The following is a 16959-nucleotide window of genomic DNA, read 5'->3' on the forward strand; positions in this document are numbered from 1 at the left end:
GCGACCGATGGCCGGTCATTCGCAATTTAAGAACATCATGCATCGCAAGGGCGCGCAGGATGCCAAGCGCGCCAAGCAGTTTGCCAAGATCCTGCGTGAAATCACGGTTGCCGCGCGATCCGGTCTGCCGGACCCGGCATCCAACCCGCGCCTTCGTGCTGCTGTTACGGCCGCACGTGAAGCGAACATGCCAAAGGACAACGTCGAGCGCGCCATCAAGAAGGCCTCCGGTGCTGCCGGCGGCGAAGATTATGTGGAAGTCCGTTACGAGGGCTACGGCCCGGCTGGCGTGGCGATCATTGTCGAAGGCCTGACGGACAATCGCAACCGTACGGCTGGAGAAGTCCGCGCTGCGTTCTCCAAGCATGGCGGTTCGCTGGGTGAATCGAACTCGGTGTCCTTCATGTTCCAGCGTCTGGGTGTCGTGACCTATCCGGTCGATGCCGCGTCCGAAGACGAGATGCTCGAAGCCGCCATTGAGGCAGGTGCTGACAATGCTGTGCTGACCGAGGAAGGTCACGAGATCACTTGCGAGATGGAAAATTTCTTCGCGGTTCGTGACGCCCTTGAAAGCCGCTTTGGCGAGCCGCAGTCCGCAAAGCTGGACTGGCGCCCGGAAAACAGCGTTTCGCTGGATGAGGAAAAGGCCCGGACGGTTCTGAAGCTGATCGACGTTCTGGAAGACAACGACGACGTTCAGGCTGTTTATGCCAACTTCGACCTTCCGGATGACGTGGCTCAGGCGCTCGCCGCTTGATCCGTCTGATGGGCATAGACCCCGGCCTGCGTTTCATGGGTTGGGGGATTATTGATGTGGATGGCAACCGCCTGAAGCATGTGGCTTCCGGTGTAATCGCAACGGATGGCCAGGAATCGGTTCCCCTGCGGCTCTGTGAGCTGCATGGGAAGCTCCAGACTCTGATCCGTGAGTATGCTCCCGCTGAAGCTGCGGTTGAGGAAACTTACGTAAACCGCAACGGTTCTTCGACGCTCAAGCTTGGTTATGCTCGTGGTGTGGCTCTTCTGACGCCTGCCTATGAAGGGCTGCCCGTCGCGGAATATGGGGCCATGATGGTCAAGAAATCCGTGGTCGGCACCGGGGCGGCGACGAAAGAGCAGGTTACGATGATGGTGAAGCGTCTGCTACCCGGCGTGGCTATTCATAAAGCAGATGCCTCCGATGCTCTGGCCGTGGCGATCTGCCACGCGCATCATCGAGCCAGTGCGGCGCATGTGGCTCTTGGGAAGCGAATGGCATGATCGGACAATTGACGGGTCTTGTCGGGCAGGTTGAAGGCGAGCGCTGCATCGTGGACGTCAATGGCGTCGGCTATGTGGTGTCCGCCTCGACGCGCACGCTGGGAAATGTTCCGCATCCGCCTGAAGTGGCACGTCTGCTGATTGAAACAGTCGTCCGGGAAGATGCGATCCTGCTGTACGGGTTCGGGACCGCTGATGAGCGCGAGTGGTTCCGTCTGCTGACGACGGTTCAGGGCGTGGGCGCTAAGGTTGCCCTGACCATTTTATCGGCCAACTCGCCAGGTGAAATTCTACTGGCCATCAATGCCGGAGACCGTGGGTCTTTGACGCGGGCTGCTGGTGTCGGCCCGCGCCTTGCAGACCGTATTCTGAGTGAACTGCGCAACAAGGTTGCCAAGATGCCGGGTGGCGGGGCTACTGCACCAATGCCGGGGATCGTGACCGGACCAAGCGTTGAAAACGATGCGCTGCTGGCGCTGGCGGGTCTCGGCTTCCGTCGGACCGAAGCATGGCCGGTGCTGAGTCGTGTTCTGGCTGAAAACGAGAATGCCAGCCTTGATCTGGCCATCCGTCTTTGCCTGAAGGAACTGGCCCGATGAGCGAATTTCGGGAAACGGACCCGGCTCGTCTGCCGGAAGATATTGCAGAGAGCGGATTAAGGCCGGAGAGCCTTGCTGATTTTACGGGCCAGAAAGCCAGCCGGGAAAATCTTGCCATCTTTATCGAGGCTGCCAAGGCTCGTGGTGAAGCTTTGGATCACGTTTTGCTGCATGGCCCTCCGGGTCTGGGCAAGACAACGCTGGCGCAGATTGTGTCTCGTGAACTGGGTGTTGGTTTCCGGGCAACGTCTGGGCCGGTTATTCAACGGGCAGGGGATCTGGCGGCGATCCTGACGAATCTCCAGCCACGCGATGTGCTGTTCATTGACGAAATCCATCGGCTTCAGCCTGCGATTGAGGAAATTCTTTATCCTGCGATGGAGGATTTTCAGCTCGATCTGATTATCGGGGAAGGGCCAGCGGCTCGATCTGTCCGGATTGATCTTGCGCCATTCACGCTTGTTGCCGCGACGACGCGTGCCGGTCTGCTGGCCACGCCTTTGCGGGATCGCTTCGGCATTCCTCTGCGACTTGTTTTTTATACACCAGATGAACTGCGGGCCATCGTCTCTCGGGGAGCGACCAAGCTCGGTGTGCATCTGAATGACGATGGCGCGGAGGAAATTGCTCGTCGTTCCCGCGGGACACCGCGTATTGCCGGGCGTCTTCTGCGTCGGGTGCGCGATTTTGCTTTGGTGGCGAAGAAGCCAATCATTGATCGCGCCACGGCGGATGCGGCGCTGTCCCGTCTTGAAGTTGATGAGCGCGGTCTGGATGCGATGGACCGGCGCTATCTGGTGCGGATTGCGGAACACCATCATGGCGGCCCGGTGGGTGTTGAAACGCTCGCAGCCGGTCTGGCGGAAGCTCGTGATACGCTGGAAGATGTCATTGAGCCTTACCTGATCCAGGAAGGCATGGTGCTTCGGACGGCACGCGGTCGCATGCTGGGTGAAGCGGGGTGGCGCCATCTGGGGCTGAACCCGCCAGCGAGCCAGGTAGATCTCCTTTCTGCGCTCGATGACGATACGACGGCCTGAAGCCGGGCACATGAGCGGAGGATCTGATGGCAACGCATAAAATCCGGTTCCGGGTTTATTATGAAGACACGGATGCCGGGGGGATTGTCTATCATGCGCGCTATCTCGGCTTTGCCGAACGTGCACGCAGCGAGGCCATGCGGGATGCGGAGGCGTCCGTCACGGAACTTCTGAATGATTTTGGTCTGGCCTTCGTCGTCCGACAGGCCAGCATCCGGTATCGCTCTCCGTTGCGACTCGATGATGAAATGGAAATTGAGACTGCGCTGGAGGCTATGACGCCGACACGGCTGAAACTTCAGCAGACGGTGCGGAATTTCTCAAAGGATAACGAAACCGCCGTTGTCATTGATGTGGAACTGGCGTGCCTTTCTGCAGAAACAATGAAACCTGCCAAAATTCCGCCTCGCTGGTGTGATGCTGTTCGAAAACTCGAGGCTGGAGAGGTCTGACCCACTTTCCTGTTTCCTCACGAAGTGCAATGGAGAGACCTGACCCGTAAGGGACAGGATCTGGACAGGAGAGAACAGTGGATCATGAGGTAAGTTCGAGTGCGCTTGGGGCGGTCGGTGCGGCCGGTCTGTCGCCTCTGGACCTGTTCCTGCACGCGTCCATCGTCGTAAAGCTGGTCATGATCGGGCTCGTCCTGTGCAGTGCAGGCGTGTGGGCGATCATCGCGGAAAAAATCATTCTGATGCGTCGCGTAAATCGTGAAGCGACGGAATTTGAAGACCGTTTCTGGTCCGGCGGTTCGCTGGACGACCTTTACGAATCCGATGGTGCCCGTCCGACGCACCCTATGGCCGCCGTGTTTGGGGCTGCCATGGGCGAATGGCGTCGTTCGGCACGGATCGTTGGGATCGATCTTGCGCGCGGCGGCGTGCGGGACCGTATCGACCGTGCCATCAATATTACCGTTTCCCGCGAGAATGATCGTCTGGGCCGTCGCCTGATCTTTCTGGCAACGATTGGTCCGGTAGCACCGTTCGTGGGTCTGTTCGGTACGGTCTGGGGTATCATGCATGCGTTCGGTTCGATCGCTGCCATGCACAATACCAATCTTTCCGTCGTGGCTCCGGGTATTTCCGAAGCCCTGTTCGCAACGGCTATCGGCCTTGTGACGGCTATTCCCGCCTATGTTGCCTATAACGTTCTCAGCAACTCCACGGACAAGTTTGCGGACCGTATGGAGGCTTTCGGAACCGAATTCGCCGCCATCTTGTCCCGCCAGTCCGAAGAGCGTGCGGACGAGACGACCAGCGGGAAGGCCTGATCCATGGGGATGTCCGCTGGAGGAGGAGGGCGCGCAGGGGGCCGTCGTCGGCGTCCGGCATCCGAGATCAACGTCACACCGCTGGTGGACGTCATGCTGGTGCTGCTCATCATTTTCATGGTGACGGCGCCGATGATGACCAGTGGCGTCAATGTTGATCTGCCCAAAACGGATGCCAGTCCGGTCAATGCTGATACGAAGCCGATCACGGTTTCGCTGCGCAATGACGGTTCGCTGTATCTGGGCGAAGATCCGATCACGCCGGAACAGCTTGTGGACCAGCTCAAGGTCCAGTCCCAGAATGATCCGAATCATCGGATCTTCGTTCGTGCCGATGCGCATATCGACTATGGCCGCGTGATGCAGGTCATGGGTCAGATCACGTCTGGCGGCTTTACGCATGTGGCGCTGCTCGCTCAGCAGCCTCAGAGCGGCCAGTAAAGGACTTCGCCAGTGGTGCGTCCACGTCGTTCGGACAGGCGTCGCTTTCGCAACGCGCTGCTGGGTTCGGTTGGTGTCCATGCGGCACTGATCCTGTACCTGGTGGTGCGGATCCCGTTCGAGAAACCTCCTGAGCCGCCGGAACCTCCGGCGGTGCAGATGGAGTTCGAGGAGGCTGGTCCTCCCACTCATCCTATCAAGGCTGACCATCCGGCTCCCAAGCCGGCACCTGCGCCTGCGCCCGTGAAGAACGAAGCTCCTCCGTCCCCGACGCCTCCTCTGAAGGCGCCGACGGAAGAACCACCTCCGCCTCCACCGCCGCCGCAGCCGGTTCCGCCAGCGCCTGAGACCAAGCCTCAGCCTCTGCCGCCGACGAAGCTTCCGCCCAAGATCACGGAGCCGTCGCCAGAGCCTGTGCCTGCGTCACCGCCGAAGCCATCCCCGCCGACCAAGTCGACGATGGTGGCCCCGCCGAGCCCGCAGACGCAGAAGGCTGACAAGCTGCCGGATACGCCGAAGTTCTCGCATATGACCCAGCCGAATGCGTCCAAGAATACGCAGGCGGACAGTCATTCCCTGCTGGCGACGCTGGACAGCTTCCGGTCAGACCAGAAGCAGACGCATGCGCCCAAGGCGAAAGCCAATCCGCCGCAGGGTGGAGCGCCGGATGGCGGTGGTGTTCCCAACGGGGATATTACCAAGTCCCTGTCCATGGCCGATCAGAAAGCGATCGGTGGTTCCGTGCGTCGTTGCTACACGGAAGACACGGAAGCGCGGAACTATGCGAGCTTTGTCGCGCATCTGATTGTGACGGTGGATGCAACGGGTGAGGCACGTCTTGTGAAGTATGCTCCAGATACAGCAGCGAAGATGGCGTCAGACCCATCCTATCGTGTGCTGGCGGAGCGTGCGCGCGATGCAGTGCTGAGCCCGACCTGTGCCCATCTGCCCATTCCTTCCAACCTGCTAGGCCAGACGCATCAGCTGCGTTTTGTCTTCAGGCCGTAACCCTAGAGGAATCATCATGACCTTCATTTCCGATTCCGAAGCTGATGCTCTGAGCGCGCTGCTGTCGCGCCGTTCTGTTCTTGGTGCCACGGCTGCGGCTGGTGGCCTTCTGGCAACGCCATTGTCTGCTTTTGCACAGGGTGCCGCGGCATCTGGTGGAGGTGAGGCGGAAATTACCGTGGATCAGGCCCGTCAGGCGCCGATCCCCATCGTAATCCCGAGCTTCGGTGCCGGGATGGGCGAGCAGATCTCTGGCGTCATTTCTTCTGATCTGGAGAGCACGGGTCTCTTCAAAGTCATGAGCGGTGATGTGCCTCCGGGTTCCACGCCCGACTTCAGTGCCCTCAAGGCGCAGGGTGCCCGTGCTGCTGTAGCTGGGCGCGCAGTCGGTTCTGGCAGTGTGCGCGTTGAGATGCGGCTGTGGAACGTTGTGGCTGGTGAGCAGCTTCAGGGCACGGCTTATACGGCGTCTCCGTCCAACTGGCGTCGTATCGCTCACATCATTGCTGATGTGATTTATGAGCGGATGCTGGGGGAGAAGGGGTATTTCGATACCCGTATCGCTTACATCGCCCGGACAGGCCCACGTCGTCATCAGATTACGCGTCTGGCGCTGATGGATCAGGACGGGTTCAACTCCCGTATGCTGACTGGTGGCCAGTGGCTGACGCTGACGCCGCGCTTCAACCCGGCACGCGATCAGGTCGCGTTCATGTCTTACGCGAACAACCGCCCGCGTGTGTATCTGTTCGACCTTGGCTCTGGTCGGCAGCAGATGCTGGGTGAGTTCGATGGCATCTCATTCGCGCCGCGTTTCTCGCCTGATGGCAGCCGAGTTGTTCTGTCTGCCACGCGTGGGGGTGGGTCAGACATCTTCGTTGTCGATCTTGGATCTCGCAGCAAGCACCAGATCACCAGCTCTGGTGGCGCGATTGATACCAGCCCGTGCTTCAGCCCGGATGGTAGCCAGATCGTCTTCAACTCCGATCGTGGCGGTAGCCCGCAGCTTTACATCATGGGTGCTTCAGGTGGCGGTGCGCGCCGGATCTCCTATGGTTCCGGTCAGTACGGCTCACCGGTCTGGTCGCCACGTGGGGATCTGATTGCGTTCACCCGCATTGGTCATGGTGGCTTCTCGCTGGGTGTCATGAATCCGGACGGCACGGGTGAGCGTATCCTGACGCAGGGCTTCACGGTTGAGTCGCCGACGTTCTGCCCGAATGGTCGTGTGCTGGCTTTCTGCCGTCAGAGCGCTTCGGGCGCGGGTGGTGCGGGCTTTGCGTCGGGTATTGGGACAATCGACATCACGGGCTTCAATGAGCGCCCAATCCGGACGGCAACTGGCGCGTCTGATCCAGCCTGGTCTCCGCTGAACGGCTGAACAGGCTTCCTCTACGTCAGACAGGTTTCTGACGTGGAGGTTTTTCCTCGCGAATGTCTTGAGCAGAAGCTCGGTATGCAGAGCAGGTTTACAGACCTGATCAAGACGGATGACAGACCGTCAAATGGAGTCGATTGAGCCGGGATCGCTTGTCACGGGCAACATGGTTCCATCGCATGTTCTGTAAATCGAAGAAGCCACACCAGAAGATGGGAAAATTCTGTCCCGCATTCGGCGCTGGGCTGATGTGCGTCATCTGCATGGTGATAAAGAGCTTAAAGGATGTCCAGCAAAGCAACTGGCAGAATTCCGCCACATTCGTATTTAAGAGCTGTGACATTTATGTTGCGTTTTCTGGTTTCGAATCAGAATCGTTCTCCGGCGTCTGGGGTATGCCTCACAGGATGCTTGACCCCGGATTTAAGTCATGAGTATGGGCGCTAGTGGCTAGTGCTTTTCAGGGGGCATGCTGGGAGTTGCAACGCGACTCTTGAGCGGTTCCGAATGAAAGGTGTGGGTCCGGAACAACGCGGCATTATGCCGCATTTCGGTTCCTGATACGGAACCGTTCTCAGGGTTGAGACACATGAAGTTCAAGGTGTTTGGTGCGCTTGGTCTGGCGCTCGTTCTCGCAGCCTGCTCCGATGGCAAAACCGATACGGGCAACAGCACCGGTGCTGGCGCAGCTACGCAGGAAGCTGGCCCGACGCCGGGCAGCGAAGCTGATCTGGTTGCCAATGTTGGCGATCGTATCTTCTATGAGCTGAATGTTTCCCAGCTCTCCGAAGAAGCCCGCGCGACGCTGGACAAGCAGGCTGCATGGCTCGCGAAGTATCCGCAGGTCAGCATCCAGATTGCTGGTAACTGCGATGACCGCGGCACGGAAGAGTACAACATTGCTCTTGGCCAGCGTCGTGCAAACGCTGCTCGCGACTATCTGGTCGCCAAGGGCGTGAGCGCTTCCCGCATCACGACGATCTCCTACGGTAAGGATCGTCCGACCGCTGATGGTGATGACGAAGCCTCATGGGCTCAGAACCGTAACGCGATCACCTCGGTTCGCTGAACCCGGGTCATCCGTTTGACGGACTGACAGTTTGAACGGCCGGGGGAGCTTATCCCCCGGCCGTTTCTGTTTTATGACTGTCTCTACTGCCGTGCTCGCCGGCGACTGCGAGAGGGCGCCCTGGCCGGGCGCTGAACTGTTTCAGGAGATCTTGCATGGCCCTGTCCCGTCCCCTCCGCGCACTGATGCTCGGAACGGCGTTTTCTGTGCTTTGCCCTGTCCTGCCGGCTCTGGCGCAGGACGCATCGGATGGCGGGGGGATTTCTTCCCGTGAGGCGATTGCTCTTCAGGATGAAATTGCCTCTTTGCGGCAGCAGGTTTCGCAGATTCAGAACAGTGGGCCTTTGCCTGCGCCGAGTTCTTCAGCATCACGAGGATCGTCTGGAAACAGTGCAGACGGAAATATGGTGGCTCAGCTTCTGGAGCGTGTTTCGGCTCTTGAAGAACAGAACCGCCAGATGCGTGGAGAACTGGATCAGTTGACCAACGCGCAGAAGGAAACGCAGGCTAATCTGTCCAAACAGATTTCAGACATGCAGTTTGCGTCTCAGAACGGCGGGGGCGGGGCACCGGCGGCCGCAGTATCTGCTGCGCCGAGTGCAAAAGCTGTTGAATCTGACGCGCCTGCTGCCGGGGATGCCGCACCGAAGACTGCTCTTGAAGCTCTGAAGCTTGGGAACGCCGCACTGAAGGCTGGCAAATACGACGACGCTGAAACGAATGCGCGCTTTGCCATCAAGACGGCCAAAAGCGCTTCCGGGAAAATGGATTCCCAGTTCCTGCTAGCCCAGTCTCTTGCGGGGCAGAAGCAGTATCGTGAGTCGGCTGTTGCTTACTACGATGCCTATAACAAAGCTCCGAAGTCCCCCAAGGCTCAGGACTCTTTGTTGGGTGTTGCAGCCTCTCTTCTGGCAATGGGCGACAAAAACTCCGCTTGTCAGGCGCTCGACAAGCTGAAGGACGAGTTTCCAACCCCAACTCCTCGAGTGAAGTCTGCCGCTGCGACGTTCCGTGGACGTGCTGCCTGTCACTGATCTGAACAGTCCTGTCGGGGCGGACGAGTTTTCCGCCTTGATGGAAAATGTCGGGCCTTGGTTGCCCGACGTTGCAGAGGCTCCTGTCGGGCTGGCTGTTTCCGGTGGGGGCGATTCCCTCGCCTTGGCGTGGTTGGCAAAACGGTGGCGACACCATGTTGTGGCTTTTGTTGTAGATCATGCTTTACGCGTCGAATCTGCTGCTGAGGCACGCCTGACAGCCAGCCGCCTCCAGGTGATGGGCATTGACGCGCATGTTTTAAAGCTGGCGCCTTTTCCTGAAGGGCGGCTTCAGGAGCGTGCGCGGGATGCGCGTTTTGAAGCTTTGGAAGAGGCCTGCGTTGAGGCGGGGTGTCTTGATCTGCTGGTTGCCCACCATCTGCATGATCAGGATGAGACAGTCTGGATGCGCCAGAATGCTGGCAGTGGTCCGAGCGGGTTGGCCGGGATGGAGGCTGTGGCTCTTCGGGGACGGATCAGAATTGTCCGACCTTGCCTCATGCTGGCGCCAGAGCGGCTACGCGCGACATTGCGTGCGGCCGGTCTTGCATGGATTGAAGATCCTTCCAATCAGAACAGGCGCTTTGAGCGTGTTCGCTGGCGACAGGATCTGTCACCGGCTCAGCGGAATCAAGCGCGGGAATGGCAGGTCGCGGCACAGATGTTGCGGTGTTCCGAAGACAGGAAACTGGCGCGCGTGTTGGCGGAAAGTGCAGTCTGGCATTCGGCAGGCTGGGTTCATCTAAGGCCTGACGGGATAAAGGACAGCACGATTGCAGCGTTGATCCGCCTGGTGTCCGGGCGGAGATATCGTCCGTCTCGGGAGCAGGTTCAGGCTCTTGTGTCGCGTGGGCAGGGGACGCTGGGAGGCGTCATGGTGAGTCCGGTAGGGCGTTTCGGAGACGGTGTGATGCTCGTCCGTGAGGAGCGGGCAGTCGAAGGCTTGGTCGCGGCAAAAGCCGGAGCGCTATGGGATGGTCGATGGCGCGGCGCTGCAGACGCTCTTCCTGCTGACGGCATGATTGGCGCTCTGGGAGAGGGAGCTTTCCAGTTGGATGCCAGACGTCTGCGTCTGCCTGTGTCGGCTTTGAGAACGCTCCCGGCTCTGTGGAGGAATGGACAGGTTATCGGTTTGCCTGATGTTCTCGAGGGCATTGGGACAGTCCCTTTTGTCTGGGCAGGAGGAGTGCCTGTGACGGGAGAAAGGGGTTCAATGACATGAAAAGCGCACCAAAATGCCCTGAAATGCGTTTTCCTTTCCCCTATGGGGTAGGAACACGGGCAGGACCGCCTATGTTATGAAGTCAACGCAGACTATGACGTCGGTCTGTTTGAGACGGTGAAGCCACGCTGCATCGGTTAGACAGTCTGAAGGACGACAGAGAACGAGATGAACAATTTAGGCCGTAACGTTGCGATCTGGGTGGTCATCATCATGGTCGGAATGGCAGTGCTGACCGCCTTCCAGCCCGGTGGAAGCCAGCACGCTGCCCAGCAGATCGCTTATTCCGACTTCATTCATGATGTGGATGAACATCAGGTTCGCTCAGTTGTGATCCAGGAGCAGAATGTTTCCGGTACACTGACGAACGGCACATCTTTCGAGACGTATGCGCCGATTGATCCGGGTCTTCCGGCGCGTCTGACGAGTGCGGGTGTGGAAGTCACCGCCAAGCCAATGGATAGCGGCGAAAGCCCGATCCTGCGCTATGTGGGGGCTTACCTGCCGGTTTTGCTGCTGGTTGGTCTGTGCTTTATGGTGTTTCGCCAGATGCAGGCTGGTGGTGGCCGTGCCATGGGCTTTGGCAAGTCCAAGGCCCGTCTGCTAACGGAAAAAACCGGTCGTGTGACGTTCGAGGATGTTGCGGGTATCGACGAAGCCAAGGCTGAGCTTGAGGAAATCGTAGAATTCCTCAAAGACCCGCAGAAGTTCACGCGGCTGGGCGGCAAGATCCCCAAAGGTGCTCTCCTCGTTGGGCCTCCGGGTACGGGTAAGACGCTTCTGGCTCGCGCGATTGCTGGTGAAGCCAATGTTCCGTTCTTCACGATTTCCGGTTCGGATTTTGTGGAGATGTTCGTCGGTGTCGGTGCATCCCGTGTGCGTGACATGTTCGAACAGGGCAAGAAGGCTGCACCTTGCATCATCTTCATCGATGAAATTGACGCGGTGGGTCGCCATCGTGGCGCTGGCCTCGGCGGTGGCAATGATGAGCGCGAGCAGACGCTGAACCAGATGCTGGTTGAGATGGATGGTTTTGAAAGCAACGAGGGCGTGATCCTCATTGCTGCGACAAACCGTCCGGACGTTCTGGATCCAGCTCTGTTGCGTCCAGGTCGCTTTGACCGTCAGGTTGTGGTTCCGAACCCCGATGTGGCGGGTCGTGAGAAGATCCTGCGTGTTCACATGAAAAAGGTGCCGCTGTCTTCTGATGTGGACCCGAAGGTCATTGCTCGCGGAACGCCGGGTTTCTCAGGTGCGGATCTGTCCAATCTTGTGAATGAAGCTGCCCTGATGTCGGCCCGTCAGGGACGCCGGACGGTTGGTATGGCTCAGTTCGAGGAAGCCAAGGACAAGGTGATGATGGGGGCGGAACGCCGCTCCATGGTCATGACCGAGGATGAAAAGCGTTCCACGGCTTATCATGAGTCCGGTCACGCCATCTGCGCCATCTTTACGCCGGGTAGCGATCCGATTCACAAGGCAACGATTGTGCCGCGTGGGCGTGCTCTGGGTCTGGTTATGACGTTGCCGGAGAAGGATAATATTTCCTACAGCCGGAAATGGTGCCTTGCCCGTCTGGTGATCGCCATGGGCGGTCGTGTGGCGGAAGAAATCATCTTTGGCCCGGAAGAGGTGAGTGCCGGTGCGTCTGGTGACATCAAGAGTGCCACTGATCTGGCACGTCGGATGGTGACCGAATGGGGCATGAGCGACAAGCTCGGTATGATCTCTTACGGCGATAACGGTCAGGAAGTGTTCCTGGGTCATTCTGTGACGCAGAACAAGAACCTGTCCGAGCAGACGGCTCGTGAGATCGACACGGAGATCAAGGCACTCATCGACACGGCTTATAAGCAGGCGCGCGAGCTGCTGCTGACGCATATTGATGATCTGCATCGCCTGACGGCAGCGCTTCTTGAGTATGAGACGCTGACTGGTGACGATGTTGGTCGCATTATGCGCGGGGAAGCCATCGAGCGCGCTTCGGATGATGAGCAGTTGCCCGATAATCGCCGTGCTTCTGTGCCAACAACGCGTCCAGGCGCGTTTGATCCGGCCCCGCAGGCAGGCTAATCAGACCGTTAACCGCACCATCAGGCGCGTCATTGAGGGGGCTTTCCCCTCGGTGTCGCGCCTTTTTCTTATCTATCGAGACACGCAGGATTTCATGACCATGGCCAGCAAGAGGGCACTGTTCGGGACAGACGGGATCAGGGGAACAGCCAATACCGCGCCGATGACGGTAGAAGTTGCCCAGAAACTCGGACAGGCAGCCGGGCTGTACTTCATGCGCAATCCAAGCCGTCGGCATAGTGTGGTGCTGGGCAAGGACACACGTCTGTCGGGTTACATGATTGAATGTGCGCTTGTGGCCGGGTTCCTGTCTGCGGGCATGGATGTCATTCTTGTTGGCCCGTTGCCGACACCTGCCATCGCTATGCTGACACGTTCCCTCCGGGCTGATCTCGGTGTCATGATCTCAGCCTCCCATAACCCTTTCACAGACAACGGTATCAAGCTGTTTGGGCCGGATGGCTTCAAGCTATCTGATGACGTTGAAGGTGAGATTGAGACGCTGATGGGTGAGGACCTGTCCGGGCGTCTGGCGTCTCCAGAGCAGATCGGCAGGGCCTCGCGTCTGAATGATGCAGCGGGGCGATACATTGAGAATGCCAAGGCCTCTTTCCCTCGCGGATTGCGTCTGGATGGCCTGAAGATCGTTCTCGATTGTGCGAATGGCTCGGCTTATCGTGTAGCGCCGACGGCTCTGTGGGAGCTGGGAGCGGAAGTTATTAAAATTGGATGTTCTCCAGACGGACTGAACATCAATGACGGTGTGGGTTCAACCCATCCAGAGCAGCTTTGTGCGGCCGTAAAGGAGCACAAGGCAGACTTCGGAATTGCCCTGGATGGTGATGCCGACCGCGTACTGATCGCCGATGAGAACGGTACCCTGGTCGATGGAGACCAGATCCTCGGTCTGATTGCCAAATTCTGGAAGCAGCATGATCGCCTCCGCAGCACGACTGTTGTGGCGACCGTCATGTCCAACATGGGCCTGGAGAAGGCACTTTCAGAAGTAGGTCTGGAACTCCAGCGGACCGCCGTTGGTGATCGCTATGTTGTTGAGCGGATGCGCGAAATTGGTGGAAATCTCGGTGGTGAGCAGTCCGGGCATATGGTGCTGTCCGATTATGCCACGACAGGCGATGGCCTGATTGCAGCATTGCAGGTTCTGGCTGTGTCGGTCGAAACCAAGAAGCCCGCCAGTGAAATCTGTAAGGTTTTCGAGCCTTTTCCCCAGCTTCTGAAGAATGTGCGTTATTCGGGTGTCAGCCCTTTAAGTAGTCCAGAACTGGCTGCTGCAAAATCCTGGGCCGAAGAACGCCTTGCCGGTCGGGGGCGTCTGGTTCTGCGCGCGAGTGGAACTGAGCCCTTGATCCGCGTTATGGCGGAAGCGGAAGAGGAAACTCTTGTGGTAGAAGTCGTGGATCATGTTTGCGATGCGATCCGCGCCATTACGGGACATTAAACGATGATCGGTCGGGTTCTGACCGTTGCTGGGAGTGATTCGGGCGGGGGAGCCGGAATTCAGGCCGATCTCAAAACCATCATGGCGCTGGGTGGGTTTGGCATGAGTGCCATTACAGCTTTGACGGCTCAGAACACGTTAGGTGTGTTCGGGGTCGAGGGTGTCTCGCCTGCCTTTGTTCGTCAGCAGATGCAGGTTGTTCTGGATGATCTGGGAGCGGATTGCTGCAAAACAGGAATGTTGGCCAATGCTGCAATCGTTCATGCGGTAGCAGACGAACTGTCGCTTCGCTCAGAACTGCCGCTGGTTCTGGATCCTGTCATGGTGTCTACGAGCGGCTCGGTTCTGCTGGACGCGGAAGCAGTGGATGCCGTGATGAACCGCCTACTTCCTCGCGCTCTGGTTGTGACACCCAATATTCCTGAAGCTGAAGTCATGACCGGACTGGTCATTACGGATCTGGAGGAAATGCGTGTTGCAGCGCATCAGTTGCAGAAGCAGGGTGCGCAGGCCGTTCTCCTGAAAGGAGGGCATCTGCGGAGCGATGACTTAGAGGATTTGCTAGTGTTTCCTGATGGAGACGAAGTTGTTCTTCGTGGCGAGAGACTAAAAACCCTCCATACGCATGGAACGGGATGCACTCTGGCCAGTGCAATTGCGACTGGGATTGCACAAGGTATGGATTTGGACTCTGCCGTTCGGCGGGGAAGCCAATATCTCAGACTGGCGCTGTCACATGCTCCCCGATTGGGGCAGGGGCACGGGCCGGTCGATCATGGGGTAACGATCCGGCCTGAATGGCACCAATCCTGAAAGCTGTTTTCAGGCGAATGTTGTGACGGGCTGAGGCGTACGTATCTGATGATCCGGTACAACAGAGCCGGTTTCGGTCGCTGGTTCGTCGCGCAGAATGTAGCCGCGCCCCCATACTGTTGCGATCAGGTTTTCTGCTCCGGCTTTCTGCAGTTTGCGGCGAAGTTTGCAGATGAAGACGTCAATGATCTTCATTTCCGGCTCGTCGATGCCGCCATAGAGGTGGTTCAGGAAGGCATCTTTCGTCAGTACTGACCCCTTACGGATGATCAGAAGTTCCAGAATGGCATATTCCTTGCCTGTAAGATGCAGGGCCGTTCCGTCGACGGTGACGTTCTTGCCATTCAGATCGAGTTCCAGATTTCCAACTCGCAGACAGGGTTCAGCAAACCCGCGGGACCGACGCATGACAGCCTGAAGGCGAGCGATGAGTTCACCGGGGTCGTAGGGCTTGGCCATATAATCATCTGCACCCATCGAAAATGCACGGATCTTGGCCTGAGGGCGCAGCAGGGCAGAAAGAACGAGAATGGGGGTCGTGATCCGGGAGGAGCGTATCCGGCGAATGACGTCATATCCTTCGATGTCGTTCAGCAGAAGTTCGAGAACCATCACATCGTAATCGTAATGACGAAGCATCTCGATGGCTTCTTCGCCGGAGGCTGTGTGATCTACGGTGAAAGCCGCGGTTCGCAGAATCTGGGACAGGGTCGCTGCGGCTTGAAGATCGCTCTCAACAAGAAGGATACGCATGTTTTCAACTCCAGGATTGGTAAAGCAATGGTTACTACCCAAGGTTGTAAATGTCGATAGATAGAAACGGAAAATCGTAAATTTTTCATTATTCCGTCATGTGGCGATGGGGCTTCAGCTTTTGTTAACCCTTTCAGCTTAGCGTTCTAAAGATGCTAGAAGTCATGGAAAAGCAGCAGAAACACTCGTCTCCAAGCTTCCTTGAGAAGCTTCTGGAGAAGGTGGCTAATTTGCAACCTGACGGTGCAGTGGGAACCGTTCAGGACGTGACAGGGCTGTGTGTGACAATCCGTGGTCTGGAAGGACTCGTTTCAATCGGGGATCGAATCGCAATTCATGCACGTTCTGGAAACACCATACAGTCAGAGGTTGTAGGGTTTCATGATGCGCAAGCCAGAGTGATGGCGTTTGGAAGCCTTGAAGGTATTGGCCCCGGTTGTCAGGCACGAATTCCTCTAAGTCGACAGTCCTGTGCCTCTCTTGGCGTGAATGAGAGCTGGTTGGGGCGTGTTATTGATCCGCTTGGTGTACCGATGGACGGCAAGGGGCCCCTGACTCCTGCTCTGACTCGCCAGCCTGTCCTCAGTTCGCCTCCAAATGCTGCGACACGCGCCAGACTTGGAGACAGAATTGATCTGGGAGTCAGGGCGCTTGATGCATTTACAACATGTCGGCGCGGGCAAAGGTTAGGCCTGTTTGCAGGATCTGGTGTTGGTAAATCAACGCTGCTGTCTATGCTGGCCCGAGGCGCGGACTTTGATGTCGCGGTCATTGCACTCGTGGGAGAGCGAGGCCGGGAAGTCCGGGAATTCATCGAAGACGACCTTGGTCCGGAAGGGCTTGCACGGAGCGTCGTTGTCATTGCGACATCGGACACGCCTCCCTTGATGCGCCGGGATGCAGCTGTTTCTGCCATGGCCATCGCCGAGTATTTTCGTGATCAGAGCAAATCGGTTCTGCTTCTGATGGACAGCGTAACCCGCTATTGCATGGCTTTGCGAGAAATCGGTTTGTCAGCCGGAGAACCCCCCGCGACACGGGGTTACCCACCTTCTGTTTTTGCCGAATTACCGAAATTGCTGGAGAGGGCGGGCCCCGGCTATCCCGGACAGGGCATGATTACGGCTCTGTTCACGGTCCTGGTGGAGGGGGATGACCATAACGAGCCAGTTGCTGATGCTGTGCGCGGCATTCTCGATGGTCATATCATTCTTGATCGGAAGATCGGAGAGCAGGGGCGGTATCCGGCAATCGACGTTCTTCGCTCCCTGTCCCGAGCTGTTCCCGGATGTAATTCGGCGGAAGAAAACCGATTAACCCGCCAAGCGCGGGCGATCATGGCAACCTATGAACGCATGGCCGATATGATCCGGCTGGGTGCTTACAAATCCGGGACAGAGAAAGACGTGGATGAGGCTATTCGCCTGATGCCTCAACTGGATGCGTTTCTGTCTCAGGGAAAAAATGAACGCTCAAAGTGCCTGGAGGCCTTTGAGCAGCTTGGAACCATCATGGCTTCCGCAGCCTGACCGCTATC

At 57.9% G+C, this 16959-nt stretch carries 17 protein-coding genes; 16 read left to right on the top strand and 1 reads right to left on the bottom strand.

Going from position 1 to position 16959, the window contains the following annotated elements; genetic code table 11:
- The first annotated feature begins 7 nt into the window (after positions 1–7).
- The 15 genes from J4P41_RS01020 to thiD all read left to right on the top strand — a co-directional run bounded on the left by J4P41_RS01020 (position 8) and on the right by thiD (position 14669).
- The gene (locus J4P41_RS01020; RefSeq protein ID WP_007282575.1) at positions 8–757 is read left to right on the top strand and encodes a YebC/PmpR family DNA-binding transcriptional regulator; all 750 of its coding nucleotides are present in this window, start codon (positions 8–10) and stop codon (positions 755–757) included.
- Positions 754–1260 carry a crossover junction endodeoxyribonuclease RuvC gene (gene ruvC, locus J4P41_RS01025; RefSeq protein WP_426065798.1) on the top strand — a complete coding sequence of 169 codons (507 nt, stop codon included), beginning with the start codon at positions 754–756 and terminating at the stop codon, positions 1258–1260. Before J4P41_RS01020 ends, ruvC begins: the two co-directional genes overlap by 4 nt.
- Positions 1257–1859 (top strand): Holliday junction branch migration protein RuvA, encoded by a 603-nt coding sequence (gene ruvA / locus J4P41_RS01030; RefSeq protein WP_426065799.1) that lies wholly within the window; start codon positions 1257–1259, stop codon positions 1857–1859. The genes ruvC and ruvA overlap by 4 nt, the downstream gene beginning before the upstream one ends.
- Positions 1856–2899: a Holliday junction branch migration DNA helicase RuvB gene (gene ruvB / locus J4P41_RS01035; RefSeq protein ID WP_015072339.1), complete on the top strand. Its 1044-nt coding sequence runs from the start codon at positions 1856–1858 to the stop codon at positions 2897–2899. The genes ruvA and ruvB overlap by 4 nt, the downstream gene beginning before the upstream one ends.
- A 26-nt stretch (positions 2900–2925) precedes the next feature.
- On the top strand, positions 2926–3351 hold the full coding sequence (gene ybgC, locus J4P41_RS01040; protein WP_426065800.1) for a tol-pal system-associated acyl-CoA thioesterase: 426 nt from the start codon (positions 2926–2928) through the stop codon (positions 3349–3351).
- Positions 3352–3428: 77 nt separating this feature from the next.
- On the top strand, positions 3429–4172 hold the full coding sequence (gene tolQ, locus J4P41_RS01045) for a protein TolQ (RefSeq protein WP_010501071.1): 744 nt from the start codon (positions 3429–3431) through the stop codon (positions 4170–4172).
- 3 nt (positions 4173–4175) lie between these two features.
- The gene (tolR, locus tag J4P41_RS01050; RefSeq protein WP_010501072.1) at positions 4176–4613 is read left to right on the top strand and encodes a protein TolR; all 438 of its coding nucleotides are present in this window, start codon (positions 4176–4178) and stop codon (positions 4611–4613) included.
- 12 nt (positions 4614–4625) lie between these two features.
- On the top strand, positions 4626–5621 hold the full coding sequence (locus J4P41_RS01055) for a hypothetical protein (RefSeq protein ID WP_023944900.1): 996 nt from the start codon (positions 4626–4628) through the stop codon (positions 5619–5621).
- A 16-nt stretch (positions 5622–5637) separates the two neighbouring features.
- The gene (gene tolB, locus J4P41_RS01060) at positions 5638–7002 is read left to right on the top strand and encodes a Tol-Pal system beta propeller repeat protein TolB (RefSeq protein ID WP_061932602.1); all 1365 of its coding nucleotides are present in this window, start codon (positions 5638–5640) and stop codon (positions 7000–7002) included.
- Positions 7003–7588: 586 nt separating this feature from the next.
- Positions 7589–8068, top strand: coding sequence for a peptidoglycan-associated lipoprotein Pal (gene pal, locus J4P41_RS01065; RefSeq protein ID WP_010501078.1), 480 nt, complete (start codon positions 7589–7591; stop codon positions 8066–8068).
- Between the two features lie 155 nt (positions 8069–8223).
- A complete protein-coding gene (locus J4P41_RS01070) occupies positions 8224–9102 on the top strand; it encodes a tetratricopeptide repeat protein (protein ID WP_426065801.1) in 879 nt (292 codons plus the stop codon).
- Positions 9080–10324 carry a tRNA lysidine(34) synthetase TilS gene (gene tilS / locus J4P41_RS01075; protein ID WP_426065802.1) on the top strand — a complete coding sequence of 415 codons (1245 nt, stop codon included), beginning with the start codon at positions 9080–9082 and terminating at the stop codon, positions 10322–10324. The genes J4P41_RS01070 and tilS overlap by 23 nt, the downstream gene beginning before the upstream one ends.
- A 168-nt stretch (positions 10325–10492) precedes the next feature.
- Positions 10493–12397 (top strand): ATP-dependent zinc metalloprotease FtsH, encoded by a 1905-nt coding sequence (ftsH, locus tag J4P41_RS01080; RefSeq protein WP_426065803.1) that lies wholly within the window; start codon positions 10493–10495, stop codon positions 12395–12397.
- Between the two features lie 100 nt (positions 12398–12497).
- Complete coding sequence (gene glmM / locus J4P41_RS01085) at positions 12498–13856, top strand: phosphoglucosamine mutase (protein WP_426065804.1); 1359 nt, start codon at positions 12498–12500, stop codon at positions 13854–13856.
- Positions 13857–13859: 3 nt separating this feature from the next.
- A complete protein-coding gene (gene thiD, locus J4P41_RS01090; protein WP_426065805.1) occupies positions 13860–14669 on the top strand; it encodes a bifunctional hydroxymethylpyrimidine kinase/phosphomethylpyrimidine kinase in 810 nt (269 codons plus the stop codon).
- A 9-nt stretch (positions 14670–14678) separates the two neighbouring features.
- Here the strand turns inward: thiD and J4P41_RS01095 are convergent, their stop codons facing one another.
- On the bottom strand, positions 14679–15422 hold the full coding sequence (locus tag J4P41_RS01095) for a response regulator transcription factor (RefSeq protein ID WP_023944908.1): 744 nt from the start codon (positions 15420–15422) through the stop codon (positions 14679–14681).
- Between the two features lie 164 nt (positions 15423–15586).
- On the opposite strand from J4P41_RS01095, the gene fliI reads away from it, so the two are divergent.
- A complete protein-coding gene (gene fliI / locus J4P41_RS01100) occupies positions 15587–16951 on the top strand; it encodes a flagellar protein export ATPase FliI (RefSeq protein WP_426065806.1) in 1365 nt (454 codons plus the stop codon).
- Positions 16952–16959 lie beyond the last annotated feature (8 nt).

Origin of the sequence: Gluconobacter sp. NFX36, from assembly GCF_049887835.1 — a bacterium.
Classification (GTDB): domain Bacteria; phylum Pseudomonadota; class Alphaproteobacteria; order Acetobacterales; family Acetobacteraceae; genus Gluconobacter; species Gluconobacter japonicus_A.